Source organism: Streptomyces sp. NPDC107517, from assembly GCF_055582645.1.
On sequence record NZ_JBVJPM010000002.1, the window covers coordinates 107,221 to 133,296 of the forward strand.

The 26,076-nt window shown below is 69.5% G+C and carries 24 protein-coding genes and 1 pseudogene; 10 read left to right on the forward strand and 15 right to left on the reverse strand.

What is annotated here, in order from left to right:
* Window positions 1-17 precede the first annotated feature (17 nt).
* The gene (locus tag ACZ67T_RS04190; protein ID WP_469981471.1) at window positions 18-938 is read right to left on the reverse strand and encodes an SGNH/GDSL hydrolase family protein; all 921 of its coding nucleotides are present in this window, start codon (window positions 936-938) and stop codon (window positions 18-20) included.
* Window positions 939-1,318: 380 nt separating this feature from the next.
* Here ACZ67T_RS04190 and ACZ67T_RS04195 point away from each other — a divergent pair, with 380 nt between their 5' ends.
* Window positions 1,319-1,813: a DUF3145 domain-containing protein gene (locus tag ACZ67T_RS04195; RefSeq protein WP_469981472.1), complete on the forward strand. Its 495-nt coding sequence runs from the start codon at window positions 1,319-1,321 to the stop codon at window positions 1,811-1,813.
* 112 nt (window positions 1,814-1,925) lie between these two features.
* Here ACZ67T_RS04195 and ACZ67T_RS04200 read toward each other — a convergent pair whose 3' ends face one another.
* The 5 genes from ACZ67T_RS04200 to ACZ67T_RS04220 form a co-directional block, all read right to left on the reverse strand.
* Window positions 1,926-3,197: a beta-ketoacyl-[acyl-carrier-protein] synthase family protein gene (locus tag ACZ67T_RS04200; RefSeq protein WP_469981473.1), complete on the reverse strand. Its 1,272-nt coding sequence runs from the start codon at window positions 3,195-3,197 to the stop codon at window positions 1,926-1,928.
* 83 nt (window positions 3,198-3,280) lie between these two features.
* Window positions 3,281-3,529 (reverse strand): acyl carrier protein, encoded by a 249-nt coding sequence (locus ACZ67T_RS04205; protein WP_100591921.1) that lies wholly within the window; start codon window positions 3,527-3,529, stop codon window positions 3,281-3,283.
* Window positions 3,530-3,600: 71 nt separating this feature from the next.
* Entirely contained in the window at window positions 3,601-4,632 is a 1,032-nt protein-coding gene (locus ACZ67T_RS04210; RefSeq protein ID WP_227294499.1) for a ketoacyl-ACP synthase III, read from the reverse strand.
* Window positions 4,633-4,649: 17 nt separating this feature from the next.
* Window positions 4,650-5,588, reverse strand: a complete 939-nt coding sequence (locus tag ACZ67T_RS04215) for an ACP S-malonyltransferase (RefSeq protein ID WP_469981474.1) — start codon at window positions 5,586-5,588, stop codon at window positions 4,650-4,652.
* 89 nt (window positions 5,589-5,677) lie between these two features.
* Window positions 5,678-6,892 carry a PucR family transcriptional regulator gene (locus tag ACZ67T_RS04220; protein ID WP_100591924.1) on the reverse strand — a complete coding sequence of 405 codons (1,215 nt, stop codon included), beginning with the start codon at window positions 6,890-6,892 and terminating at the stop codon, window positions 5,678-5,680.
* Window positions 6,893-6,987: 95 nt separating this feature from the next.
* On the opposite strand from ACZ67T_RS04220, the gene ACZ67T_RS04225 reads away from it, so the two are divergent.
* Window positions 6,988-7,644, forward strand: coding sequence for a pirin family protein (locus ACZ67T_RS04225; protein ID WP_469982241.1), 657 nt, complete (start codon window positions 6,988-6,990; stop codon window positions 7,642-7,644).
* A 57-nt stretch (window positions 7,645-7,701) separates the two neighbouring features.
* On the opposite strand, the gene ACZ67T_RS04230 is transcribed toward ACZ67T_RS04225, so the two are convergent.
* A complete protein-coding gene (locus ACZ67T_RS04230) occupies window positions 7,702-8,517 on the reverse strand; it encodes a serine hydrolase domain-containing protein (RefSeq protein ID WP_469981475.1) in 816 nt (271 codons plus the stop codon).
* Between the two features lie 148 nt (window positions 8,518-8,665).
* On the opposite strand from ACZ67T_RS04230, the gene ACZ67T_RS04235 reads away from it, so the two are divergent.
* Window positions 8,666-9,127: a MerR family transcriptional regulator gene (locus ACZ67T_RS04235; protein WP_469981476.1), complete on the forward strand. Its 462-nt coding sequence runs from the start codon at window positions 8,666-8,668 to the stop codon at window positions 9,125-9,127.
* 5 nt (window positions 9,128-9,132) lie between these two features.
* Window positions 9,133-10,161: pseudogene (locus ACZ67T_RS04240) on the forward strand (aldo/keto reductase).
* A 69-nt stretch (window positions 10,162-10,230) separates the two neighbouring features.
* Here the strand turns inward: ACZ67T_RS04240 and ACZ67T_RS04245 are convergent.
* From ACZ67T_RS04245 to ACZ67T_RS04275, 7 genes are all read right to left on the reverse strand, one after another.
* Entirely contained in the window at window positions 10,231-11,448 is a 1,218-nt protein-coding gene (locus ACZ67T_RS04245; RefSeq protein WP_469981477.1) for an acyltransferase family protein, read from the reverse strand.
* Complete coding sequence (locus tag ACZ67T_RS04250) at window positions 11,445-12,575, reverse strand: alpha/beta hydrolase (protein WP_469981478.1); 1,131 nt, start codon at window positions 12,573-12,575, stop codon at window positions 11,445-11,447. Before ACZ67T_RS04250 ends, ACZ67T_RS04245 begins: the two co-directional genes overlap by 4 nt.
* 185 nt (window positions 12,576-12,760) lie before the next feature.
* Window positions 12,761-13,438 (reverse strand): response regulator transcription factor, encoded by a 678-nt coding sequence (locus ACZ67T_RS04255; RefSeq protein WP_326775912.1) that lies wholly within the window; start codon window positions 13,436-13,438, stop codon window positions 12,761-12,763.
* A 16-nt stretch (window positions 13,439-13,454) separates the two neighbouring features.
* Window positions 13,455-14,819, reverse strand: coding sequence for a sensor histidine kinase (locus ACZ67T_RS04260; RefSeq protein WP_469981479.1), 1,365 nt, complete (start codon window positions 14,817-14,819; stop codon window positions 13,455-13,457).
* A 204-nt stretch (window positions 14,820-15,023) separates the two neighbouring features.
* Window positions 15,024-15,878 carry a DUF4429 domain-containing protein gene (locus ACZ67T_RS04265; RefSeq protein ID WP_469981480.1) on the reverse strand — a complete coding sequence of 285 codons (855 nt, stop codon included), beginning with the start codon at window positions 15,876-15,878 and terminating at the stop codon, window positions 15,024-15,026.
* 76 nt (window positions 15,879-15,954) lie between these two features.
* Window positions 15,955-17,163, reverse strand: coding sequence for an alpha/beta hydrolase (locus ACZ67T_RS04270; RefSeq protein ID WP_469981481.1), 1,209 nt, complete (start codon window positions 17,161-17,163; stop codon window positions 15,955-15,957).
* Window positions 17,164-17,323: 160 nt separating this feature from the next.
* The gene (locus tag ACZ67T_RS04275; RefSeq protein WP_469981482.1) at window positions 17,324-17,968 is read right to left on the reverse strand and encodes a TetR family transcriptional regulator; all 645 of its coding nucleotides are present in this window, start codon (window positions 17,966-17,968) and stop codon (window positions 17,324-17,326) included.
* Window positions 17,969-18,083: 115 nt separating this feature from the next.
* Here ACZ67T_RS04275 and ACZ67T_RS04280 point away from each other — a divergent pair, with 115 nt between their 5' ends.
* Together ACZ67T_RS04280 and ACZ67T_RS04285 are read left to right on the forward strand one after the other, a co-directional pair.
* Window positions 18,084-19,694, forward strand: coding sequence for a DHA2 family efflux MFS transporter permease subunit (locus ACZ67T_RS04280; protein WP_469981483.1), 1,611 nt, complete (start codon window positions 18,084-18,086; stop codon window positions 19,692-19,694).
* 235 nt (window positions 19,695-19,929) lie between these two features.
* Window positions 19,930-20,301: a peptidase inhibitor family I36 protein gene (locus tag ACZ67T_RS04285; RefSeq protein WP_469981484.1), complete on the forward strand. Its 372-nt coding sequence runs from the start codon at window positions 19,930-19,932 to the stop codon at window positions 20,299-20,301.
* A 79-nt stretch (window positions 20,302-20,380) separates the two neighbouring features.
* Here ACZ67T_RS04285 and aceE read toward each other — a convergent pair whose 3' ends face one another.
* Window positions 20,381-23,128 (reverse strand): pyruvate dehydrogenase (acetyl-transferring), homodimeric type, encoded by a 2,748-nt coding sequence (aceE, locus tag ACZ67T_RS04290; RefSeq protein WP_469981485.1) that lies wholly within the window; start codon window positions 23,126-23,128, stop codon window positions 20,381-20,383.
* Between the two features lie 437 nt (window positions 23,129-23,565).
* Between aceE and ACZ67T_RS04295 the strand changes: the two genes are divergently transcribed.
* The 4 genes from ACZ67T_RS04295 (at window position 23,566) to ACZ67T_RS04310 (ending at window position 26,054) form a co-directional block, all read left to right on the forward strand.
* Window positions 23,566-23,997, forward strand: a complete 432-nt coding sequence (locus ACZ67T_RS04295; RefSeq protein WP_469981486.1) for a DUF3052 domain-containing protein — start codon at window positions 23,566-23,568, stop codon at window positions 23,995-23,997.
* Window positions 23,998-24,165: 168 nt separating this feature from the next.
* The gene (locus ACZ67T_RS04300; RefSeq protein ID WP_100591938.1) at window positions 24,166-24,624 is read left to right on the forward strand and encodes a peroxiredoxin; all 459 of its coding nucleotides are present in this window, start codon (window positions 24,166-24,168) and stop codon (window positions 24,622-24,624) included.
* A gap of 180 nt (window positions 24,625-24,804) precedes the next feature.
* A complete protein-coding gene (locus ACZ67T_RS04305; protein WP_100591939.1) occupies window positions 24,805-25,380 on the forward strand; it encodes a TerD family protein in 576 nt (191 codons plus the stop codon).
* 98 nt (window positions 25,381-25,478) lie between these two features.
* Window positions 25,479-26,054 (forward strand): TerD family protein, encoded by a 576-nt coding sequence (locus tag ACZ67T_RS04310; RefSeq protein ID WP_100591940.1) that lies wholly within the window; start codon window positions 25,479-25,481, stop codon window positions 26,052-26,054.
* Window positions 26,055-26,076: the final 22 nt, after the last annotated feature.

The following is a 26,076-nucleotide window of genomic DNA, read 5'->3' on the forward strand; positions in this document are numbered from 1 at the left end:
CGCCGGGAGCCCCCGGCTCAGGTGATCGGCTCCTTGGCCGTCACCCGTCGGTACGCCATCGCCGCGAGCCGCGACTGGCCGTCCTTGCTGGGGTGGAACCAGTCCCAGTGACTCAGCTGCTTCCCGTCGAACCGGTAGTCGAAGACCGCCCCGCCGTCGTACCGGCACCGCCGGTCCTTCGCGCACACGTCCTCGAGCACCTCGTTGTACGCCACCACCCGGTCCTGCACCGAGGCCCGGCGCTGCGTCGCCGCTGCCGCGAGGTCGTCCGGGTCGGCCAGCATCGACGAGCAGATGCCGAGCTTCCACACCTGCTTGCCCAGCGGATTCGTCCGGCCCTCCGACCACAGGCGCTTGAGGTCCGGCACGCTCGACACGTACACCTGCGCCTTGGGCACCTCGCGCCGCAGCGTGCGCATCGCCTCCTCGAAGTCGGCGCGGAACGTGTCGACCGGCGTCATCGAGGCGGGCGTCGGCCGGCAGGCGTCATTGGCTCCGGCCATCACCGTCACCAGGCCCGGCGACACCGCGGCCGCCTGCTCCATCTGCGCGGGAAGGTCAGCCATCCGTGCACCGGTGCGCGCGTAATTCCAACTGTGTGTGGCCGCCCGGTCCTTCCCCAGGAGCCGGACCGCGAGACTGCGCACCCCGGTGTCGGAACCGGTCGCCCACGACACCTCCGGGCAGTCCGTGAGGACCGAGCAGGCGTCGAAGCCCCGCGTGATGGAGTCGCCCACGGCGGCAACGGAGCGCGGGCTCGTGTCCCACCTGGGGGTGGGTTTCGGGGACGGCTTCGTGCCGGCCGTACTGCCCTTCGGTCCTGAGGAGTTGTCGCCGATCGCGTCGCATGCGGCGAGGCCCGCGGCGCCGAGCAGAACCGCCGTCACACCGGCGACAGCGGCCCGGACGGCAGCTGACCGGTGGCTTCGGATCCGCATCCCGTTGTCCTCTCTCACCGCTTCTGGCCGCCGCCGGCACCTCTGTCGTCGAACGTGACGCCGCGCACCCCGCCGCGGTTGAGTCCCCGCGGGTGAAAGGTCGGCGTTTGAGGGCGCCGGGACCGACGGTACGTCACACTCCTTGCGCCGCCACACGGTAGCCTCGCCCCGTGGCGGCCCGGCCATTGCTGTCGCGGCAGCGACAGGGCGGTCGGCCGCCCCGGTGAGGCCCCGCAATAAAGCTTCCGCTAAATTACATCACGTCACATCTGTCCCTTTTTTCCTGGTTCCCCTGGTTCAACTGCTCTTCGGGGAAAACTGCTCGGCACGGGCGCGAGGCCGCCGGGGAAGGCGAACCTCGTCCCACACTGGAGGTCCCGGTGACGACACGTGGAGTCCTGTACGTGCACTCCGCGCCGCGCGCGCTGTGCCCGCACGTCGAATGGGCAGTCGCGGGCGTGCTCGGCGCGCGTATCAACCTCGACTGGATCCGGCAGCCGGCGGCGCCGGGCACCTGGAGATCCGAGTTCTCCTGGCGCGGCGAGGCGGGCACCGCCTCCAAGCTGGCGTCCGCGCTGCGCGGCTGGCAGCTCCTGCGCTTCGAGGTGACCGCGGAACCCTGCGCGACGGCCGAGGGCGAGCGCTACAGCGCCACGCCCGAACTGGGCATCTTCCACGCCGTCACCGGAATCCACGGCGACATCCTCATCCCCGAGGACCGGCTGCGCGCCGCGCTCACCCGGTCCAAGAGCGGCGAGACGGATCTGGAAGCCGAACTCGCCAAGCTCCTGGGCAAGCCCTGGGACGACGAACTGGAACCCTTCCGCTACGCGGGCGAGGGCGCCCCGGTGCGGTGGCTGCACCAGGTGGTGTGAGGCGTTCCGCATGTTCTGTGCAGGCGTTCTGACAGGTAGTGCTTCGCAGTTGCCGAAGGGGCCCTCACCGTGATGGTGGGGGCCCCTTCGGCTACGTACGTGTACGCGGGGATCAGACCGAGCGGAACGCCAGCACGACGTTGTGTCCGCCGAAGCCGAACGAGTCGTTCAGCGCGGCGATGCGGCCCTCGACGGGCAGCTTGCGGGCCTCACCGCGGACGATGTCGGCGGCAGCCTCCGCCTCCGGGTCGAGGTTCTCGACGTTGATCGTCGGCGGAGCCACCCGGTGGTACAGGGCGAGCACCGACGCGACCGACTCGATACCGCCGGCGCCGCCGAGGAGGTGGCCCGTCATCGACTTGGTGGCGGAGACCGCCATGTGGTCGGTGTCGTCGCCGAAGACCTTGCGCAGCGCCTTGAGCTCGGCCACGTCACCGGCCGGCGTCGAGGTCGCGTGCGCGTTCACGTGCACGATCTCGGCCGGGTCCAGGTCGGTGTTGTCGAGCAGGTTCTGCAGGGCCTGAGAGATGCCACGGCCGCCCGGCTCCGGCTGGACGATGTCGTGGCTGTCGGCGGAGATGCCCTGGCCGACCGCCTCCGCGTAGACGCGGGCACCGCGCTTGGCGGCGTGCTCGGCGGACTCGAGGACCAGGACACCGGCGCCCTCACCGAGGACGAAGCCGTCCCGGCCGACGTCGTAGGGACGCGAGGCGCCCTGCGGGTCGTCGTTGTTCTTGGACATCGCCATCATGTTGCCGAAGGCGGCGATGGGCAGCGGGTGGATGGCCGCCTCGGTGCCACCGGCGACCACGACGTCCGCACGGCCCGTGCGGATCATCTCGATCGCGTAGCCGATGGCCTCGGCGCCGGACGCGCAGGCGGAGACCGGGGTGTGCACACCCGCACGGGCGTTCACGGCCAGGCCCACGTTGGCCGAGGGGCCGTTCGGCATGAGCATCGGGACGGTGTGCGGGGAGACGCGGCGTACGCCCTTCTCCTTCAGCACGTCGTACTGGTCGAGGAGCGTCGTCACGCCGCCGATGCCGGAGGCGATGACCGCGCCGAGCCGGTCGGGGGCGACGGCGGGGTCCTCACCGGCCTTGTCGGTGTAACCGGCGTCGGCCCAGGCCTCCTTGGCCGCGATCAGCGCGAACTGCGCCGAGCGGTCCAGGCGGCGGGCCTGCGGGCGCGGGATGACCTCACTCGGTTCCACGGCGATCTGCGCCGCGATACGGACCGCCTGGTCGGCGGCCCACTCCTGTTCGAGGGGACGGACACCGGAACGACCGGCGACCAGACCCTCCCAGGTGGACGTCGCGTCGCCACCCAGCGGTGTGGTTGCGCCGATACCGGTGACGACCACGGTGCGATTGGTCGGGCTCACAGGAATTCTTTCTCCAACGGATGCGAGGGATTCAGCGGCGCCACCGCCGGGTGGCGGAGCGGCAGCACTAGGCGAGCGGTTGATCAGGCCTGGTGCTTGACGATGTAGTCGGTGGCGTCACCGACGGTCTTGAGGTTCTTGACGTCGTCGTCCGGGATCTTGACGTCGAAGCGCTCTTCGGCGGCGACGACGACCTCGACCATGGACAGCGAGTCGACGTCCAGGTCGTCGGTGAAGGACTTGTCCAGCTGGACGTCCTCGACCGGGATGCCGGCGATCTCGTTCACGATCTCCGCGAGACCGGCGACGATCTCTTCCTGAGTGGCGGCCATGTTGGCGCTCCTTCTTACGTATCCAGAGGGTGTGGCGGCGTTGGTGCCCGGAGTGATCCGGGACGGTCTGCCTAGGGGAGGGTAACGACCGTGGCGGCGTAGACGAGACCCGCCCCGAAGCCGATGACGAGGGCGGTGTCGCCGCTCTTCGCCTTCCCGGTCGCCAGAAGCCGCTCCATCGCGAGCGGAATCGAGGCGGCCGAGGTGTTGCCGGTGGTCTCGATGTCACGGGCGACCGTGACATGCTCCGGCAGTTTCAGAGTCTTCACCATCGAGTCGATGATCCGCATGTTTGCCTGGTGCGGAATGAAGACGTCCAGGTCGTCCGCGCTGATCCCGGCCGCGTCCAGCGCCTGCTGGGCAACCTTCGCCATCTCGAACACGGCCCAGCGGAACACCGCCTGGCCCTCCTGCGTGATCGCAGGGAACTTGATGTCGCCCTTGCTGTCGAGCGGCAGCTTCGACACATCGCCGACGCGGAACTCGTCCCACGGCACGGTCTGCTTGATCGTCTCGGACTTGTCGCCCTCGGAACCCCAGACGGTGGGGCCGATGTGCGGCTCCTGCGAGGGGCCGACGACAACGGCGCCGGCGCCGTCACCGAACAGGAAGGCCGTAGCGCGGTCCTCCAGGTCGGTCAGGTCGCTCAGCCGCTCCACGCCGATCACCAGCACGTACTCGGCGCTGCCCTCGACGACCATGCCCTTGGCGAGGGTCAGGCCGTAGCCGAAGCCCGCGCACCCGGCGGAGATGTCGAACGCGGCAGCCTTGGCGGTGCCGAGCTTGTCCGCGATCTCGGTCGCGATGGCCGGGGTCTGCTTGAAGTGCGACACGGTCGACACGACCACGGCGCCGATCTGCTCCGCGCTGATCCCGGCGTCCGCGATGGCCTTGCCGGAAGCCTCGATCGACATCGCGGCCACGGTCTCCGCGTCGGAGGCCCAGTGGCGCGTCGCGATGCCCGAACGGGAGCGGATCCACTCGTCGGACGAGTCGATCTTCTCGAGGATCACCTCGTTCGGCACGACCCGCGTCGGCCGGTAACCGCCGACGCCCATGATGCGCGCGTACGGGGCGCCCTGACTGGGCTTGATCTTCGACATGCTCTCGGGGCTCCTTGTCAGGCCGTCTGCGTGTCCGCCGCGGCGGAGGTGTGCTCGGCGATCAGGGCGCGGGCTGCGTCGAGGTCGTCGGGGGTCTTGAGGGCGAGGGTCGCAACGCCCGGCAGGGCGCGCTTGGCAAGACCGGTGAGAGTGCCGCCCGGGCACACCTCGACGAGAGCGGTCACGCCGAGCTCCTTGAAGGTCTCCATGCACAGGTCCCAGCGCACCGGGTTGGCCACCTGGCCGACCAGACGCGAGACGACCTCGGCACCCGTGGCGACCGTCCGGCCGTCCTTGTTCGACACGTACGTGACCGTGGGGTCGGCCGGGGTGAGGGCCTGGGCGGCCTCTTCCAGCGTCGCCACCGCGGGAGCCATGTGGCGGGTGTGGAACGCGCCGGCCACCGTCAGCGGCACGACCCGGCGTACGCCCTCGGGCTTGTCGGCCTCGAGCGCGGCGAGCTCCTCGAGGGTGCCCGCGGCCACGATCTGGCCCGCGCCGTTCACATTCGCCGGGGTCAGGCCCAGCTTCTCCAGGTGCGCGGTGGTGACCTCCGGGTCGCCGCCGAGCAGGGCGGACATACCCGTCTTGGTCACGGCGGCCGCCTCGGCCATGGCCAGACCGCGCTTGCGCACGAGCTGGAGGGCGGCGGTGTCGTCGAGAACCCCGGCGAAGGCCGCCGCGGTGATCTCGCCGACGCTGTGGCCCGCGACGGCGTCGGGAGCGATGCCGCCAAGTGCCGCGGCAGACAGGAGTCCGGCCGCGACGAGCAGAGGCTGAGCGACGGCCGTGTCACGGATCGCGTCCGCGTCGGCCTGCGTGCCGTAGTGGGCAAGGTCGAGCCCGATGGCGTCCGACCACGCGGCGACGCGGTCTGCGGCACCGGGGAGGTCGAGCCAGGGAGTCAGGAAGCCGGGCGTCTGAGCGCCTTGGCCGGGAGCGACGAGTACGAGCACTCTCACACTCTCTCTTGTGGACGGCCACGGCCGCCCGTGGGGACAGGGACGAAGAACCGAAGGGGGAATTGTAGGCCCCCGACAAAAGGCTACGACTGAGGATCCGCGTCGGCCAGGCGCCCCAGGATCAGCGCGATTCGCAGCGTGAACGCCGACCTGACATCGGAGGGTGACCAGCCGGTGACGTCCGTCACACGTCGGAGCCGGTAGCGGACGGTGTTCGGGTGGACGAAGAGCATCCGGGCCGCCCCTTCGAGACTGCTCGCCTGTTCCAGATAGACGCTGAGCGTCTCCAGGAGAGCCGAACCGGCCTCCTCGAGTGGTCTGTAGATCTCCTCCACCAACTGCTCGCGCGCGGCAGGGTCGCTCGCGATCGCCCGCTCCGGAAGGAGATCATCCGCCAGAACGGGGCGCGGAGCGTCCTGCCACGCCCCGCACGCCTTGAGTCCGGCGGCCGCGGCCTGTGCCGACCTGGTCGCGGCGAGCAGGTCGGGAACCACGGGGCCGGCCACCACGGGACCCGCCGCGTACGGGCCGATCAGCGACTTCGCGACCTGCAGCGGATTGTTGTTGCCGCCGGCGATGACGACGAGGCGGTCGCCGAGTACCCCGGTCAGGACCTGGAGCTTGGCGTGCCGGGCGGCCCGGCGGATCGCCTCGACGGTCAGCTCGCTGTCCCCGTCGGGGGCGGTGCCGAGCACCACGCACACGTGCTCCGGCGAGTTCCACCCGAGCGCCGCGGCCCTGCTGACAGCGCCTTCGTCGGCCTCGCCCGAGAGAACCGCGTTGACCACCAGGGACTCGAGTCGGGCGTCCCACGCGCCGCGCGCCTCGGCCGCCTGCGCGTAGACCTGGGCGGTCGCGAAGGCGATCTCCCGTGCGTAGACGAGCAGCGCCTCACGCAGGATCGACTCGTCGCCGGGCGCCGCGACCTCGTCGATGGCGGACTCCATGACCTCGATGGTCGTGCGGACCATCTCCACGGTCTGGCGCAGCGTGATGGCACGGGTCAGCTCGCGGGGCGCGGTGCCGAAGACGTCGGTCGAGATCGCCTGGGGGGCGTCCGGGTGCCGGAACCACTCGGTGAAGGCCGCGATACCTGCCTGCGCGACCAGCCCGATCCAGGAGCGGTTCTCCGGTGGCATCGCCCGGTACCAAGGCAGCGTCTCGTCCATGCGCGTAATGGCCTGCGCGGCGAGGCTCCCGGACGACTTCTCCAGGCGCTTCAGGGTCGCGGAGTGCGGGTGGGGGTTCGCACGGCGGTCGCGATGGTCCGGGGCTTCGTTCGCTGAGGGTTCGGGCACGGGGACAAGACTGCCTTATCGGGACGGCTCAGCGGAGTGGAGGGTGCAAGGTGGCCGCGTGGACGTCCCCGTCCGGGTCTACCGTGTACGGCGTGATGGAAGTACGTCGCTCCGGCGACCGGTACCCCGGCGGCGAGCCGGACGCCGGAATCGAGTCGTTCCACGCCTTCTCCTTCGGGCCCCACTACGACCCCGACAACCTGCGCTTCGGATCGATCCTGGCCTGCAACGAGGAACGTCTGGCGCCGGGCGCGGGCTTCGACGAGCATCCGCACAGCCACACCGAGATCGTCACCTGGGTCGTCTCGGGCCGGCTCACCCACCGCGATTCGACGGGGCACGAGTCCGTCGTCGCCCCGGGCGATGTGCAGCGCCTCAGCGCGGGCGGCGGAGTGCGTCATGTCGAGCGCAATGACGGCCCCGACCCGCTCGTCTTCGTCCAGATGTGGCTCGCTCCTGTGGAACCGGGCGGCGACCCGGTCTACGAGGTCGTGCACGGCATCGCCGACTCCACGCCCTACGACGTGCCCGAGGCCGGCTCCCTCCTGCATGTGCGCCGCCTCGGACCGGGGGAGCGAGCCGCCGTCCCGGACGCGGCCCAGGTGTACGTTCATGTCGTGAGCGGTGAAGTGGTGCTCGGCGGTGAGAAGTTGGGTGCGGGCGACTCGGTCAGGATCGCCGGGGAATCCGGCCTCGAAGCCGTGGCGTCAGGACCGGCGGAACTGCTGCTGTGGGAGATGGCCACCCGCTGAGGCCTCCCTTGCGAACAGCCGCGCGTCCCTCACACGCGACCGCGCAGGACCGCCCCCTCACACCTCGGCGAGCACTGCGTCCGTGAAGGGGGGCCACACCTCGGCCGCCCACGGCCCGAAGGCCCGATCGGTCAGTGCCACACACGCGACACCCGCGTCGGGGTCGACCCACAGGAAAGTGCCCGACTGTCCGAAATGCCCGAACGTCCGCGGCGACGACGAACTGCCCGTCCAGTGCGGCGACTTGGAGTCCCTGATCTCGAACCCGAGCCCCCAGTCGTTCGGGTTCTGGTGCCCGTACCCCGGCAGCACGCCCTTGAGGCCCGGATACTGAACGGTCATCGCCTCGGCGACGGTCCGCGGATCGAGCAACCGGGGAGCTTGCACCTCGGCGGCGAACCGCACCAGGTCGTCCACGGTCGACACCCCGTCCTTGGCGGGCGAGCCCTCCAGTGAGGTCGAGGTCATCCCGAGCGGCTCGCACACCGCCTGGTGCAGATACTCCGCGAACGGGATCTCCGTCGCCTTCGCGATGTGGTCGCCGAGCACCTCGAACCCCGCATTCGAGTACAGCCGCCGTGTACCGGGCGCCGACGTCGCCCGGTGCTCGTCGAAGGCGAGCCCGGAGGTGTGCGCGAGGAGGTGGCGCACCGTGGAACCCTCGGGGCCGGCCGGGTCGTCGAACTCGATCGCGCCCTCTTCGTAGGCGACGAGGGCGGCGTAGGCGGCGAGCGGCTTGGTGACCGAGGCCAGCGGGAAACGCTGGGCCGTCGGACCGTGCGCCCCGAGGACCGTGCCGTCCGCGCGGACGACGGCTGCGGCGGCGGTCGGTACCGGCCAGTTCTCGATCATCGCAAGGCTCTGCATGGCCACGAGCCTAACGGGCTCCGCGAGGACCCCGTCCTACGCCCACGAGCTGGGCCGGGCCGTCGCGCGGGCCGATTCGCATCGACGGACGCCGTCCGGAATTCCTCCCCGATGTGCTTGCTTGGAGTGCACTTCAACGTTCTAGCGTGGGGGCATGACGGTGATGGAGACCACCCCCGCACCCAGCAAGGCCGACGTCTGCGCATCGGCCCCCACCGCTCACCCGCGCCCGGAGGGCCAGGACCGCTACACGATCAGCGAGGTCGTGGCCTTCACCGGACTGACCGCCCACACGCTGCGCTGGTACGAGCGGATCGGGCTCATGCCCCACATCGACCGCTCGCACACGGGCCAGCGCCGCTACAGCAACCGGGACCTCGACTGGCTCGCCTTCGTGGGCAAGCTGCGGCTGACCGGGATGCCGGTGGCACACATGGTGCGCTACGCCGAACTCGTGCGGATCGGTGAGGACACCTTCGAGGAGCGCCGCGAGCTCCTCGAATCGACGCGCAGGGACGTGCTGTCCCGGATCGCCGAACTCCAGGACACCTTGTCCGTGCTCGACCTCAAGATTGACTTCTATTCGGGCGCCCGGCGGGCGTCGGAGAGGGCCTGAACCGAATGAGCAGCACGGAGCAGCCGCAGCGGATTTCCACTGTTGAGTTGGGAAACAACGGGCCCTTGGTGGGCGTGCAGGGCCTCGGCTGCATGGGCATGAGCTGGGCCTACGGTCCGACGGACGCCGACGAGGCGCGGGCCACCCTGGAGCGGGGCCTGGAACTCGGCGTCACCTTGTACGACACCGCCGACGCCTATGCCGCCGGCGAGAACGAGAAATTCCTTGCTCCCTTCCTCAAGGCACACCGTGACGAGGTGGTGCTGGCCACCAAGTTCGCCCTGGGCGTGGACCCGAGCGACCCCACGAAGCGCGTCATCAACAACGATCCCGAGTACATCCGCGCCTGCATCGACGCCAGCCTCCAGCGTCTCGGCGTCGACACGATCGACCTCTACTACATGCACCGCCGCGACGTGAACGTGCCGCTCGAGGAGACGGTCGGCGTGATGGCCGAACTCGTCACCGCCGGCAAGGTCAAGCACCTCGGCCTCAGCGAGGTCACCGGCGGCGAACTGCGCGCCGCCCAGGCCGTGCACCCGATCGCCGCCCTCCAGTCCGAGTGGTCGCTGTTCAGCCGCGACATCGAGAAGGAGGTCGTGCCGACCGCCGCCGAACTGGGTGTCGCCCTCGTGCCGTACTAGCCGCTCGGGCGCGGCTTCCTCACCGGCTCCTTCGTCAGCGCCGACAAGGAGCTCGGCGCGGACGACTTCCGCCGCCAGCAGCCCCGCTTCACCGGCGACAACGCCGCCGCCAACGCGGCCCTGCTCGAGCCGGTGCGCCAGGTCGCCGAGGCCCATGGCGCCTCCCTCGGCCAGATCGCCCTGGCCTGGGTGCAGCAGCAGTCGAGGGCCTTCGGACTCCCCGTCGTCCCGATCCCCGGCACCCGCAAGCGCAGCCGCATCGAGGAGAACGCCGCGGCCACCCGCATCACCCTCACCGACGCCGAACTCGCCCTGATCGCCCCCATTGCCTCCCAGGTCGCGGGCGACCGCTACGCCGACATGACCTTCACCTCGGCGGGGCGCGAGTAACACCCCGGTGCCACCTGCCCGGTCCGCCGCCGAGGGCACCTCCTGCCCCGGTGGCGGCCGGCCGGCACCTCACGCGAGCCCCAGCGCGAACACCGCGAACCCCGCGGCCAGCAGCCCGGCCAGCGCCCGCCGCGCATGCGTCGCCCGCTTCCAGGGAGCCTCGAAGCCCCGCGTGTACCTGCCGATCAGCACGAGCAGCCCGGCGAAGACCGGAAGCCACGCGATCCTCGTCGCTATCCAGCCCAGTGAGTCCGGACTCGTCGTCAGCCCGGGTATCGCACCGGCGAAGGAACCCGGTATCGCCGCCGTCAGCAGCGCGGTCTGGTGCCAGCAAAGGATCGTCATCGCCGAGAGATTGATGACGACGACCGGCGCCCACAGCGCGGGCCGCCGCAGCAGCCGGCCGATCCGGTCCCGCAGGAGCATCGCCGCACCGCTCTGCGCGGCCGCAAGCGCGAGCACCAGCAAGGACGGCGGATGGGAGTTCGTCCGTGCCTCCCCCGGTACGCCCACCATCGACTCCGGGTAGTGGAACGCGAGGAGCAGCGTCGCGAACAGGGCGGCGCCCCCGATCAGCAGCGCCCACGCACCACGCCTTCCGATCCTCTTCTCGCCCCAGCAGACGCCCAGTTGGTAGGCGAACATCCAGCCGGGGAGCAGGTTGAGCAGGCTCAGCCAGGACGGCATGGCATCCGCATACGGCCCGTAGCGCAGGAAGTCGATCACGGCTACGGACCCGAGCAGCGGTGCCGCCGCCCACGCCCCCAGCTTCCGTGCGGCGCGTACGCAGTACGGCGTGAGCGCGGTGATCACCGTATAGACGCCCACGAACCACAGCGGCTGTATCACCAGCGTCGAGCCCGTGTGCAAGGTCTTCTCCGGCACCCCGAGCGCGTACAACGCGGGGATCAGCGCGGCGCATACCGCCGTCACCCCGAGGACCGGGCGGCCCAGACGTGCCAGCCGGCCGCCCAGCCAGGCGCTCGTCGATCCGCCCGCCTCCAGTGCCCGCCGGTACGACAGAACGGATGCGTAGCCCCCCACCAGGAAGAAGATGCCGAGCATCTGCAGTACCCAGCTGATCGGGGCGAGGAATCCGAAGGAGGACAGCGGGCTCGTGTTGTGCAGCGCGCCCTGACCGTCGAGGGAGAAGCCGCCAAGGAGCCAGTGGCCCATGGGTACGGCGAGCAGCGCGAGTGCGCGCAGACCGTCTATCGCCCGGTCCCGGTGGGCCGGTGTCTTCGCGTCGATGGCGGACGCGGTCCTGCGCAGAGTCGCGATACTCATGACGTCGCTCCAGTCGCGATACGGGTGAAAGCGCGCAGCGAGTCCGTGCCGGGCGCGAAGTAGCCGGTGTGGCCCTCGGCGTCGTGGGCCGGTATACGGCGGGCGCCGAAGGAGGGGTCGGTCGGGTCGGTGCCGTGGCCCAGGCCGAACAACTCGACGTTCGGCACGCGGCCGATCCAGTCGCTGTCGTCCCGCGCGGCCCAGACCCGGGCCTTGGTGCGCAGCTCGGCCACCTTGTCCGCGCGCAGGCCCGGGGAGCCGAGCACCACGAGGTCGGACGCGGGCAGTCGGGCGGCGGAGAGTCCGCACACCACCGATCCGTAGCTGTGGCAGAAGACGGAGGGACGTGGCGCGCCCGACGCCGTCAGGCCCTGGACGAAGCGGGTCAGTCTCGGTGCGCCCGCCTCGGCGAGCCGGCCGGTGGCGGCGTCCGGCCCCAGGCCGACAGGCGTCGTGTATCCCGCCCACGCCACGACCGCCGTGCGGCCGCCCGACGCCTCGTACAGCGAGCGGGCCATCCCCGCAGGGGTGCCGTACGGATCCTCGGCCCGATCGAACGAGCTCAGGTCGATGTCCGAGCCGGGCACGACGACGGACACATGCTCGGCGCCCGCCAAGTCCCCGAACACCTCGGCCACCTGGCCGCGGCCTCGCGGGTCGAAGGCCAGTATCTGCCGCCCGGGCTTCAGGAGTTCGGCGTATCGGGTGACGAGGAAGCGGGCCTGCGCGTGGTCCTGGGATGTGAGCGAAGGGTCCACCGCACGCGCCCGGGCCCGGTCACGCTCGGCTTTCAACGCACGGGTGTTGGCCTCATAGCGAAGATCCGCAGGGGCGCCGTCGAGATTGCCGACCACGGTCGGATGCCGCGCGACCAGATCCTGCCGCTCGGCGTCGCCCAACCCGCGGAAGAACCCCGCCACCTGGGCCGGCCTCGCGGTCGCCGGATCGGGCAGCCCGACGCCGAGGGCGTGATCCGCACGCCAGGATGCCGCGCCGGGCGGCGGACCCGTGAGGGGAGTCTGCTCGCTTCCGACGGCCCAGCCCGCCGTGCCCGCCACGACAGTCGTCGTGAGCGCGGCGGCGACCAGTGTCCTACGGCCGCGTTGCTTCCATGAGCGCAGGCGCATCGCCCGTCTCCCCTCCGTCCGGTGGTGTGACGAGGGGAAGGTAGGAAGACGACGCCCGGCTCCACGTCACACCGGGGAGCCAACTCTCGGGTGATACCCGGGTATTCGGAGGTGCTACTCAGGTAGGGGGTGTGCCGGGAAGCCCCGTGCTGACCTGGGTGCGGCGCGTGATACCGAGCCCGGGCCTACTGGTCGCCGGGCGTGACGAGGCCGGTCTCGTAGGCGAAAATCACGGCCTGCGCCCGGTCCCGCAGCCCCAACTTCGCGAGCACACGACCGATATGGGTCTTCACGGTCTGCTCCGCGAGGACCAGCTTCTGCGCGATCTCCTGGTTGGACAGGCCCCGGGCGATGAGTTCGAGGACCTCCGTCTCGCGTGGCGTCAGACAGTTCAACTCCGGCGAGCGGTCCCTGCGACCGGACGGGCGCTGCCTCGCGATGTCCTCGATGAGCCGGCGCGTGACCGTCGGGGCGAGCAGCGCCTCTCCGGCGGCCACCACACGCACCGCCGCGATGAGGTCGGCCGGCGGTGCGTCCTTGAGGAGAAAACCCGAAGCGCCCGCGCGCAGCGCCTCGTACACATAGTCGTCCACGTCGAACGTGGTCAGCATCAGGACCTTGGGACGGTGGATCACGCCCGGCGGAGGGTCGAGGAGTGCGCGGGTCGCCGCGATCCCGTCCATCTCGGGCATCCGCACGTCCATGAGGACGACATCCGGATGGGTGGTCCGGCTGACCTCGACACCCTGCTTGCCGTCCGGAGCCTCGCCCACGACGTCGATGTCGCTCTGCGCGGCCAGCAGCGCGGCGAACCCCGCTCGCACCATGGCCTGGTCGTCGACGATGATCACGCGGATGGTCATGCGGTGCCGAATTCCTTTACGACGAGGGGGAGTCGGGCTCGGCCAGCGGGAGTCGGGCCGCGACGCGGAAGCCTCCCCCGGGCAGCGGGCCCACGTCGAGTGTGCCGCCGACCAACCGTACGCGCTCGTGCATCCCGATGAGACCGTGTCCTGTGCCGGTCGTCTCCACGGGTGAAGCATGCTCGCCCGCGGGGCCGTTGACGACGATCACCAGCAGGGCGTCCTCGTCCTTGGAGACGGAGATCTGAGTCCGGGCACCGGGAGCGTGCCGCACGACATTGGCCAGGGCCTCCTGCACGATGCGGTACGCCGAGAGGTCCACCGCGGGCGGCACATCGGTCAGCTCCCCGACGAGCGTCAGCTCGGGCATCGACAACTCCGCCGGGACACCGCCCCGTACCGTGGCCTCCACCAGTTGCTGAAGTCGGCCGAGCCCCGGCTGAGGCGCGCGCTCGCCGCCCGGGGCGTCCTCGCTGCGCAGCACCGCGAGAAGTCGCCGCATCTCACCGAGCGACTCCCTGGCGCCCGCCGCTATCGAGCCGAACTCCTCGCACGCCTCGGGGGTCAGGCCCTGGAGCCGGTACGGCGCGGAGTCCGCCTGCACCGTGATGACCGACATGTGATGAGCCACGACGTCGTGCAACTCCCGTGCGATACGCGCCCGTTCCTCAAGGAGAGTGCGCCGGGAACGCTCGGCCTCGTTGATCGTCTCCTGCTCGACGAGTCTGCGCTGTGCTTCCCCGCGCTCGCGCAACAGCGTCCCCAACAGCAGCACCCCACCGCTCAGCACGATCATCAGCACGCTCGTGGCCTGGCTGTCCGAGGGGCGGAACATGTCGAGGACGAGTCCGGACACCACCGTGACCAGCCAGACTCCCAGGACCGTGCGTCTGCCCTCCCGCAGGGACAGGACGAAGCACAAGGCCACATATCCCACGATGACCATGGGGGTCCAGGGCGCGGCGTGCTGGGAGGCCGAACTTTGGATCGCAATCGCTCCGACGATGTCCGCGACGATCACGATGCCCCACGCGAGCAGCGGCCGGCTGACGGCGAGCAGCAGCGGAGCGGCCTGTGCGACCCCCAGGGCGCCGGCGAGACCGCCGGGGACCCCGTAGTCGTTCGACAGGACCTGGGTGGTGACCGGGATCAGTGTGGCGACGAAGCCCAGCGCGAGCACATAGGGGACCAGCCGCACCCAGCGGCTCGACGAGCGGGCGAGCAGAGGCTCGGCCGGTCCGGCAGGAGCGGCGAGCGAGGCCCCGGCCGCCCGCAGCCCGCCGAGGACGGCGGCGAGCACGCGGCGCGGCCCCCCTGGCGGTGCGGCCTTGCCGTCCGTCGGGCGGGGCTCCTGGTCAGGTGCAGTCGATGTGGGGCTCATGGCCTGATCAGCGTAGGCAACAACCGCCCGCGGTGCCGTCATACCGAGGAGCTCACCGCACCCCGTACCCAGGTATGACATGAGGGGCCGACCGACGGACCGAACCTCGACGAGTTCACGTACGCCAGGGCCGCACCCGGAGCAGGGGCCACCCCATGCCGGGGCCGCTCGCCGCCGATGCCGGGCTCGCACGCCGGGGCCGGCCTACAACTCGGCCAGCAGCTCGGCCTTCTTCGTGGAGAACTCGGCGTCCGTGACGAGGCCCGCCTGATGCAGCTCGCCCAGGTGACGGATGCGGTCGGCGATGTCCGCGGGGTCACGCCGGGCAGGGGAGGCGCCGGACGCGGGCACGGCCGAGCCCGCCCTGATGGCCGCGAGGATGGACGCGGCGAAGGGCAGTGACTCGTGCACGGGCCCGTATCCGAGACCGAAGATCACAGCGGCCGGGTCCTGGTCGGCCTGAGCGGGCTGCTCGGACACGTCGCGGTGCAACAGCCGCAGGTGGCCCTCGAAGACTTCGGGCGAACGCCATTCGACGCCGCTCAGATCCGAGACGGGAAAGCTCTTGTCGCCGGCCTTCCACTTCGCCGACGACGCCCCGGTCCAGAACCATCGGAACGCCACGGACTTACCGTCGAAAGAGGCCTTGCCGTCGTAGGCCTTGAAGTGCAGTGGCGCCTCGGGCGCCGCCACCAGGTAGCGGCCCGCCGGTGCTCCCTTGTCCAGGGCCAGCACGTCGCGCAGTTCGTCCGCGTAGTACTCGGCGAGTGTCTCGCGCTCGGCGGGCAGGACGAGCCGGTAGGGGTCGCACCCCTCCTTGAGCTGTCCCGCGGCCGCGTCCATCAGGGGATCGGCGCCCGGTCTCGGCACGGCGCGCAGGATGACGGTCCCGCGCTTGCCGGGAGTGAGTGTCACCGCCGCGATCGCCTCATAGGGGATGCGGCGCTCACCGAGCGTTTGGAGCAGCTTCGGCGTGCGGATTCCCCGTTCGAAGCGGATGAACACGGAGTCGGACCCGAACTCCCAGGCGGCATGAAATCCGGCCAGTACGTCACCCATACGGCTCATCGTATGCGGCACGCGCGCCTCCGTCCCCTGTTGCGTCGTGCCCCTGTTTCACCGATTTCTACGCGCGTCAGGCCGATGTTGTGCCGGAAGATCCGTCACGACAGGTGTCATGCCCGCTCGCACATCGCAGGGTGCGGTACGAACCGATGCCGATGTCGGCGAAGTTGCTGAGGCTCTCCGTACCCGGCTCGAAATAGCCGGTGTGCCCGCGCGCGCCCGCTGCCGACAGGACCCGGGCGCCGAATCCACGGGAGACGGGGTCGGCGCCGTGACCGATCCCGCCGACCTCCAGGTACGGCACGTCCTGGATCCAGTCGTCGCTGTCCCGCATCGCCCACACGCGCGCGTGGGTGCCCAGTTTCGCGGCCTTCTTGGCACGCATTCCGGGGCTGCCGGCCACCGCGATGTCGCTCACCCGGGAGGGCAGCTTGTGGGCGGCGACACCGCACACCACGGAGCCGTAACTGTGGCAGTACAGGGCCACCGGAGTGCGGCCCGGCAGTGCGCTCACCAGGGCGTTGAGCCGGGTGGCGCCCTCCTCCGCGCGCATCGCGGTGGCCGCGTCGACGCCGAGACCCGCGGGCGTCGTGTAGTCGGCCCAGGCGATCACGGCTGTGCGTGTGCCGGGTCCGGCGGCGCGCTCCGCGCGGTACAAGGAGCTGGCCATGCCGACCGGCGCCGAGTACTTGCGGACGGTCCGCTGGAACGTGAGGAGGTTGGTGTCGACGCCGGGGACCACGACCGAGACGCGCTGGGCCTTGTCGAGGTCCCCGAAGACCTCGGCGACGCGGCCGGTGCCCAGGGGGTCGAAGGCGAGGATCTTGCGGTCGGGGCTCATCAGCGACGCGTACCGGTTCATGCGCTGGCCGGCGTCGTGCTGTCCCGCGGTGGAGAGCCGGTTGTCGTGCGTGCTCTTCCGCGCCACCTTGCGTGCCTGGTCGAGGGCGATGCGGTTGGCGCGGTAGCGCAGCTCCACCGGCGCGCCGTTCATGTTGCCGACGGCGAGCGGGTAGTGAGTGGCGAGCCGGGTGCGCTGCTGGCTGGTGAGTGAGGCGAAGAACTGCGCGAGGCGGGCGGGCGAGCCGTCCGGGTTCGGCAGAGCGTGCCCGTTGAGGTGGCCGTGCTCCCACGCCGTGACGGCGGCGTCGAGTGGCGAGGTGACGCCCTTGTGGCGCACGGCGGTCCAGCCGGTGGTCGCCAGCATGACGAACACGACGGCCAGTGCGAGCAGTGCGCGCCAGACGCTGAGTTGCGGGGATGAGTCGAAGGAAGTCACTGCGGGACACCCTAGGAGAACCGCGGTCCAACCCGCGAAATCGGTGAGGCAGATCACGTTTCTGGCGGGGTAATTAGGGCAAATCGGGCCTAGCTTAGGTGATGTCGTCACAGTCCGTAGGCGCTGATTGCGCCCTATGCGAGCGGTAGTGCACGGTCGGTCACTCTGCGCGCCATTTTCCCGCCAACACTGGCCCCAGCTGGTCGAGATAGGACTCCGTGACCTCGCGGATCGACTCGACGCTGATGTCCTCGCCTGCGCCCCACAGTCGCCCGGCCATGCGCATCACACCGCTGAACGCGGCCACTGTCACACGGGGGCGCAGATCCCTTTCCACGTCGAGGCCCTCGCGCTCGGCGATCACGCGCGCGATCTCTTCCTCCAGCTCCGTGGAGCGGCGCAGGTGGACGGCGCTCAGGGAGGGGGTGGATTCGATCATCTGGTAGGTGCGCATGTGGAGTTCGACCGGAACGACCTCCTCGATGGGCTCGCCGAGGGTGTCCCAGGCGTCGAGCACGGCACCGCGCAGGGCCTCGAACGGGCTGTCGCTCGCGGGGCGTTCGCGCAGGAGGGCGATGAAGCGGGACTCCACCATGTCCTGGACCGCGAACGCGGTCTCCTCCTTGCTGGTGAAGTACCGGAAGAAGGTGCGCTGCGAGACGTCGACGGCCTCCGCGATTTCGTCAACCGTCGTGCGGTCGTACCCCTTTGTGGTGAAGAGTTCCAGCGCGGAGCGCAGCAGGGCGTCACGGGTGCGCTGCTTCTTGCGTTCCCGCAGCCCTGAACGCGCTTCCTGCGTCTTCACTCGCGCCCCTCTTTTCGCCTGTTTGCGCAGATCAGCTTACCTGTGAGCGACATGACAGTTACCGACTTGTGAATTGGTTTGTCAATTGTCAGTGGCTGTCATTAGCCTCGAACGCATGACTAGTCAGACCACCGTCGACAAGGCGGACAAGGCTCCGGAGCCCGTGTCCGTTCCGGCCCCGGCCAAGGGGCTTCGCGGCCACCCCTGGCTGACGCTGTTCTCCGTCGCGATCGGCGTGATGATGGTCGCCCTCGACGGCACCATCGTGGCCATCGCCAACCCGGCCATCCAGAAGGACCTCGGCGCGAGCTTCGCCGACGTCCAATGGATCACCAACGGCTACTTCCTCGCCCTCGCGGTCACGCTGATCACGGCGGGCAAGCTCGGCGACCGTTTCGGTCACCGGCAGACCTTCCTCATCGGCGTGATCGGATTCGCCGCGGCCTCCGGGGCCATCGGCCTGTCGGACAGCATCGCTCTGGTGGTCACCTTCCGGGTGTTCCAGGGCCTGTTCGGTGCGCTCCTCATGCCGGCCGCGCTCGGCCTCCTGCGGGCCACCTTCCCCGCCGAGAAGCTGAACATGGCGATCGGCATCTGGGGCATGGTGATCGGCGCCTCGACCGCGGGCGGTCCGATCCTCGGTGGGCTGCTCGTCCAGCACGTCAGCTGGCAGTCCGTCTTCTTCATCAACGTCCCCGTCGGCATCGTCGCCCTCGTCCTCGGGCTCCTGATCCTCAAGGACCACCGGGCCGAGAACGCTCCGCGATCCTTCGACATCCTCGGCATCGTGCTGCTCTCCGGCGCGATGTTCTGTCTGGTCTGGGCACTCATCAAGGCCCCGACGTGGGGCTGGGGCGACGGCCTGACCTGGACGTTCCTGGCGGCCTCCGTGCTGTGCTTCGCGCTGTTCGCGATCTGGGAGACGCGCGTCAAGGAGCCGTTGATCCCGCTGGCTCTGTTCCGCTCGGTGCCGCTGTCGGCCGGCGTGGTCCTGATGGTGCTCATGGCCATCGCTTTCATGGGCGGCCTCTTCTTCGTCACCTTCTACTTGCAGAACGTGCACGGCATGAGCCCCGTCGACTCCGGTCTGCATCTCCTGCCGCTGACCGGAATGATGATCGTGGGCTCGCCGCTGGCGGGCGCGATGATCACGAAGGTGGGTCCGCGCATTCCGCTCGCGGGCGGCATGCTGCTCACCGCCGTCGCCATGTACGGCATGTCCACGCTGGAGTCGGGCACGGGCAGCGGCGCCATGTCGCTGTGGTTCGCCCTCCTCGGCCTGGGCCTCGCTCCCGTCATGGTGGGTGCCACCGAGGTCATCGTGGGCAACGCTCCGATGGAGCTCTCCGGCGTCGCGGGCGGCCTCCAGCAGGCCGCCATGCAGATCGGAGGAAGCCTCGGCACCGCCGTGCTCGGCGCCGTGATGGCCTCGAAGGTGGACAACGACCTCGCGGGCAACTGGACCGACGCCAAGCTTCCGCCGCTCACGCCCGCCCAGCTGGACCAGGCGTCCGAGGCGGTCCAGGTCGGTGTGGGCCCGGTCCCGAAGGGCACCCCGCCCGAGCTTGCCGAGAAGATCACCTCGGTCGCGCACGACACCTTCATCTCCGGCATGAGCCTGGCCTGCCTGGTGGCCGCGGGAGTCGCCGTCGTGTCGATCTTCGTGGCGTTCCTGACCAAGCGGGGAACGAACGCCGAGGCGGGCGCGGGGGCCGCACACATCTAGCGCCTCTCAGAGGATGCACTCAGCGGGTCCCCTCGGGGGAAACCCGTAGACCACCCCCGAAGCGCACCCGCACCCGCCCCGAAATGCCCTCAGGGAAATCCTGGGGGCATTTCGCTTATCCGAGTGATCTGATCCGTCAGCTCTTTCCGTCCGATCGCCCACCGGTCCAGAGTGCATACAAGTGACCAGCACGACACGGGGGTTGAACGACATGGGTACGAGGATGCGCGCCGCGATGGGTACGACATTGCCGATGACGGCCGCGGCCGCTGTGGCGGCCGTCCTGCTGACACCGGTCCATGCCGGGGCTGCCGCCCCGCCGACATCGGGGGACTGCGCGGCGGGGGAGCTGTGCCTGTGGGAGAAGCCGGCGTTCAAGGGGCACCGACAGACGTACGAGTTGTCCGGGATCGACGTCGAAAGCTGCGTCGCGCTGCCGGAGGGGGGCAGCGCGCAGGCTCTCGCCAATCGAACCGGACGGCCGGTCACGGCCTACCAGTCCGCAGAGTGCGCCGAGACGGGGGAGTTCCAGACCTATCCCGGCAGCGGCACATGGGCACCCCAATCCCCTTACCGGGTAAGGGCGTTCAAGGTCTGGGAGCGCTGAGATGAAAGAAGGCGAGGTGCGGTGCGGCCCCCGTGGCCGCACCGCACCCCGAACCTCTACGACAGTCGGGACCAGGCCCCTACGCGTCGCCGCCCGCCGGGCCGGGGTCGGCCGCCGAGACGTCGAGGAGCTGGTAGCGGTCGATCGCCTGCTTCAGGACCGAGCGGTCGATCTTGGAGTCGCGGGCCAGCTCCGTGAGCACGCCCACCACGATCGACTGGGCGTCGATGTGGAAGAAGCGACGGGCCGCGCCGCGCGTGTCCGCGAAGCCGAAGCCGTCCGCGCCGAGCGACTGGTACGTGCCCGGCACCCAGCGGGAGATCTGGTCGGGCACGGACCGCATCCAGTCGGAGACCGCGACGAACGGACCCTCCGAGCCGGACAGCTTCCGCGTGACATAGGGGACGCGCTGCTCCTCGTCGGGGTGCAGCAGGTTGTGCCGCTCCACCTCGACGGCCTCGCGGCGCAGTTCGTTCCAGGAGGTCGCCGACCAGACGTCCGCCCTGACGTTCCACTCCGTGGCGAGGATCTGCTGGGCCTCCAGGGCCCACGGCACCGCGACACCCGAGGCGAGGATCTGCGCCGGAGTGGTGCCCGAAGTGCCCGGACTGAAGCGGTGGATGCCCTTGAGGATGCCCTCCACGTCGACATCGGCGGGCTCGGCCGGGTGCTGCAGTGGCTCGTTGTAGACGGTGAGGTAGTAGAAGATGTCCTCGCCGTGCGGGTGCTCGGCGGTGGCGCCGTACATCCGCTGCAGACCGTCCTGCACGATGTGCGCGATCTCGAAGCCGAAGGCCGGGTCGTAGGCGACACAGGCCGGGTTGGTCGAGGCGAGCAGCTGCGAGTGACCGTCCGCGTGCTGCAGACCCTCACCGGTCAGGGTCGTCCGGCCGGCGGTCGCACCCAGCACGAAACCGCGCGCGAGCTGGTCGGCCATCTGCCAGAACTGGTCGCCGGTGCGCTGGAAACCGAACATCGAGTAGAAGACATAGACCGGGATCAGCGGCTCGCCATGCGTCGCGTACGCCGATCCCGCGGCGATCAGCGAGGCCGTGCAGCCCGCCTCGGAGATGCCGTCGTGCAGCATCTGACCCGTCGGCGACTCCTTGTACGCGAGCAGCAGCTCGCGGTCCACGGACTCGTACTGCTGGCCGAGCGGGTTGTAGATCTTCGCGCTCGGGAAGAACGAGTCCATGCCGAACGTGCGGTACTCGTCCGGCGCGATCAGCACGAAGCGGCGGCCGATCTCCTTGTCCCGCATGAGGTCCTTGAGCAGCCGGACGAACGCCATGGTGGTGGCGATCGACTGCTGGCCGGAACCCTTCTTCACACTCGCGTACGTCTTTTCGCCGGGGAGAGTCAGGGGCTTGGACCGCACGACGCGGGTCGGCACATATCCGCCGAGCCCGTGCCGACGGTCGTGCATGTACTGGATCTCCTCCGAGTTGCGGCCCGGGTGGTAGTACGGCGGGGCGCCGTCCTCGAGCTGCTTGTCGGTGATCGGCAGGTGCAGACGGTCGCGGAAGCCCTTGAGGTCGTCGACCGTCAGCTTCTTCATCTGGTGGGTCGCGTTGCGGCCCTCGAAGTTGGGGCCGAGGGTCCAGCCCTTGACCGTCTGCGCCAGGATGACCGTCGGCTGGCCCTTGTGTTCCTTGGCCGCCTGGAAGGCCGCGAAGATCTTCTTGTGGTCGTGCCCGCCGCGCCCCAGGTGCAGGATCTGGTCGTCGGTCATGTTCTCGACCATCGCGCGCAGCCGGTGGTCGCCACCGAAGAAGTGGTCGCGAATGTACGAGCCGGGCTCGGTGGCATACGTCTGGAACTGGCCGTCGGGCGTGGTGTTCAGCTTGTTCACCAGGACGCCGTCGCGGTCCTGCGCGAGCAGCGGGTCCCAACTGCGGTCCCAGACCAGCTTGATGACGTTCCAGCCGGCGCCGCGGAACTGCGACTCGAGCTCCTGGATGATCTTGCCGTTGCCGCGGACCGGACCGTCGAGGCGCTGCAGGTTGCAGTTCACCACGAAGGTCAGGTTGTCGAGACCCTCGCGGGCCGCGATCGACAGCTGGCCGAGCGACTCCGGCTCGTCCATCTCGCCGTCGCCGAGGAACGCCCAGACGTGCGACGCGGAGGTGTCGGCGATGTCGCGGGCCTGCATGTAGCGGTTCATCCGCGCCTGGAAGATCGCGCCCAGCGGGCCGAGGCCCATGGAGACGGTGGGGAACTCCCAGAAGTCCGGCATCAGTCGGGGGTGCGGGTACGACGACAGGCCGAACGGAGCCTTCGACTTCTCCTGGCGGAACGAGTCGAGCTGGCCCTCGGTGAGGCGGTCCAGGAGATAGGCGCGGGCGTAGATGCCCGGCGACGCGTGGCCCTGGAAGAAGATCTGGTCGCCGCCCGTGCCGTCGTCCTTGCCGCGGAAGAAGTGGTTGAAGCCCACGTCGTAGAGCGATGCGGAGGAGGCGAAGGTGGCGATGTGGCCGCCGACCCCGATGCCGGGGCGCTGGGCGCGGGAGACCATCACCGCGGCGTTCCAGCGGGTCGCGTTGAGGACCTTGCGCTCGATCTCCTCGTTGCCGGGGAAGAAGGGCTCGTCCTTGGTCGCGATCGTGTTGATGTAGTCCGTGCTGCGCATCTCGGGCACGGCCACGCGCTTCTCGCGGGCGCGCTCGATCAGCCGGAGCATCAGGTAGCGGGCCCGCTCGCGCCCGCGCTCGTCGACGGCGGCGTCGAGGGAGTCGAGCCATTCCTGGGTCTCTTCGGGATCGAAGTCCGGGACCTGACTGGGGAGGCCGCCAATGATGATCGGATTGCGATCGGATCCGGAAACCACGCTGTTCCTTCACTGTCGGGCGAGATGTGCAATTGGGGTGCAATGGGGCTGCGCCGCTCCCCATCGTGTACCTCGGGAGCGCAATCGTCATCTCTACCGCGAGGTAATCGCAGTGATTCTCCGGGGTTCCCCGGACGGGTGCGGCCAAATCGGAACGATACGCTCATGTGGTTCACCAGTTTCGTGAAGCCGTTCGGCCGAGGTGGACGACGGGCATCCACAAGATGGGCAAATCCGACAGATCGGCGTGGCATACATCACCGGCCTGCGGGGATCCTTGACTGAAGATGCGGTGACACCGCCTGGAACGTCACCGTTTCGGCGGTCTCGGGGGCCGGGTACTTGCGCGATCCGTCCCGCCCGTGTGGACTACCGCCAACGCTTCGCGCACGCGCGAAGCCGCAGACAACTTCGTAAACATGATCAGGAGGCAAACCGTGAGCGCGACCGCGGACCACGCGGAGATGAACCTTGCCGTAAGGCTTGGTTTCCAGCCCGACCAGGTGGTCCAGGAGATCGGCTACGACGACGACGTCGATCAGGAGCTCCGCGAGGCTATTGAACAGGCCATCGGCTCCGAGCTCGTCGACGAGGACTACGACGACGTGGCTGACGCCGTGGTGCTCTGGTTCCGCGAGGACGACGGGGACCTTACTGACGCTCTGGTGGATGCCATCGCGTACATGGAAGAAGGCGGTTCCATCCTTCTCCTGACGCCGAAGACCGGGCGTGACGGTTACGTCGAGCCGAGCGAGATCGGCGAGGCCGCCACCACTGCCGGGCTCTCGCAGACCAAGAGCATCAGCGTGGGCAAGGACTGGGCGGGCAGCCGCCTCGTCACGCCGAAGGCGGCCGCCAAGAAGCGCTAGCCGACGAAAGACCCCAGCAGACACTCCGTGCGGCCCCCGCCGACGCCATGACGCGTCGACGGGGGCCGCACGCTTGTCCGGCGACACGCGGGGCCCCACGCGGGAGTACCGGCCTCGGCGCCTAGGCTGGGCCTCACCCGAACGGCTCCACGGAAGGAAAGCTTGACCATGACGATCGAGGTCGGCACGAAGGCTCCGGATTTCGAGCTCAAGACGCAGCACGGCGAGACCGTGCGGCTCTCGGACTTCCGGGGTGAGAAGAACGTGGTGCTGCTCTTCTACCCGTTCGCCTTCACCGGCGTCTGCACCGGCGAGCTGTGCGCCCTGCGTGACGAGCTGCCGAAGTTCGTCAACGACGACGTCCAGCTGCTCGCCGTGTCCAACGACTCGCCGTTCAGCCTGCGCGTATTCGCCGAGCAGGAGGGCCTCGAGTACCCGCTCCTGTCGGACTTCTGGCCGCACGGCGAGGCCTCGCGCGCGTACGGCGTCTTCGACGAGGAGAAGGGCTGCGCGGTGCGCGGCACCTTCATCATCGACAAGGAGGGCGTGGTCCGCTGGACCGTCGTCAACGGCCTGCCGGACGCCCGCGACCTCAACGAATACGTCAAGGCGATCGACACCCTCTGAACCCTCAGGGGTCACAGGGGCGTGCTCGGCGCATCTCTCGGGGACGCCCCGGGGATGACACCCTGGGATTCTTCGGGTGCGGAGCCTGTGGCTGCCGGGAACCGGTCACTAGGATCCAAACGTTGATCCGATACCAATGCACGACGGGGCTCCCCGCCCCCGACACCAATGGGAGGACTCGTGGGAGTCAGCCTCAGCAAGGGCGGCAACGTATCGCTGACCAAGGAGGCTCCTGGCCTGACCGCGGTCATCATCGGCCTCGGGTGGGACGTTCGTACCACCACGGGCACGGACTTCGACCTTGACGCCAGCGCCATCCTGACGAACACGGAGGGCAAGGTCAGCAGTGACGCCAACTTCGTGTTCTTCAACAACCTGAAGAGCCCGGACGGCTCGGTCGAGCACACCGGCGACAACACCACGGGTGAAGGCGAGGGTGACGACGAGCAGCTCAAGGTCAACCTCGCCGGCGTCCCGGCCGATGTGGACAAGATCGTGTTCCCGGTCTCGATCTACGACGCCGAGAACCGCCAGCAGTCGTTCGGCCAGGTGCGCAACGCGTTCATCCGCGTCGTGAACCAGGCGGGCGGGGCGGAAATCGCCCGGTACGACCTCTCCGAGGACGCCTCGACGGAGACCGCCATGGTCTTCGGCGAGCTGTACAGGAACGGCGCGGAGTGGAAGTTCCGCGCCATCGGCCAGGGCTACGCCTCGGGTCTGCGCGGCATCGCGCAGGACTTCGGCGTCAACGTCTGAGCCGAGAACGACCGTATGACCGTCCGGCGCCGCACGTGAGTGCGGCGCCGGACGCGCTCGACAACTCAAGCGACATCACACCGGGGAGGATCACGATCATGGGTGTCACGCTCGCCAAGGGGGGCAATGTCTCCCTCTCCAAGGCCGCACCGAACCTCACACAGGTACTGATCGGACTCGGCTGGGACGCGCGTTCCACCACCGGAGCCGACTTCGACCTCGACGCCAGCGCGCTGCTGTGCAAGGACGGCCGGGTGCTCGGCGACGAGTGGTTCATCTTCTACAACCAGCTCACCAGCCCGGACGGCTCCGTCGAGCACACCGGCGACAACCTCACCGGTGAGGGCGAGGGTGACGACGAGTCGATCCTGATCGACCTGTCCAAGGTGCCGGCGTTCTGCGACAAGATCGTCTTCCCCGTCTCGATCCATGACGCGGACAACCGAGGGCAGACGTTCGGCCAGGTCAGCAACGCGTTCATCCGCGTGGTCAATCAGGCGGACGGCCAGGAACTCGCCCGCTACGACCTGAGCGAGGACGCGTCCACGGAGACCGCGATGATCTTCGGCGAGGTGTACCGGTACGGCGGCGAATGGAAGTTCCGCGCCGTCGGGCAGGGGTACGCGTCGGGCCTTCGTGGCATCGCTCTAGACTTCGGGGTCAATGTTTCGTAAAGCCGTGCGCGGAGCGGGGGAG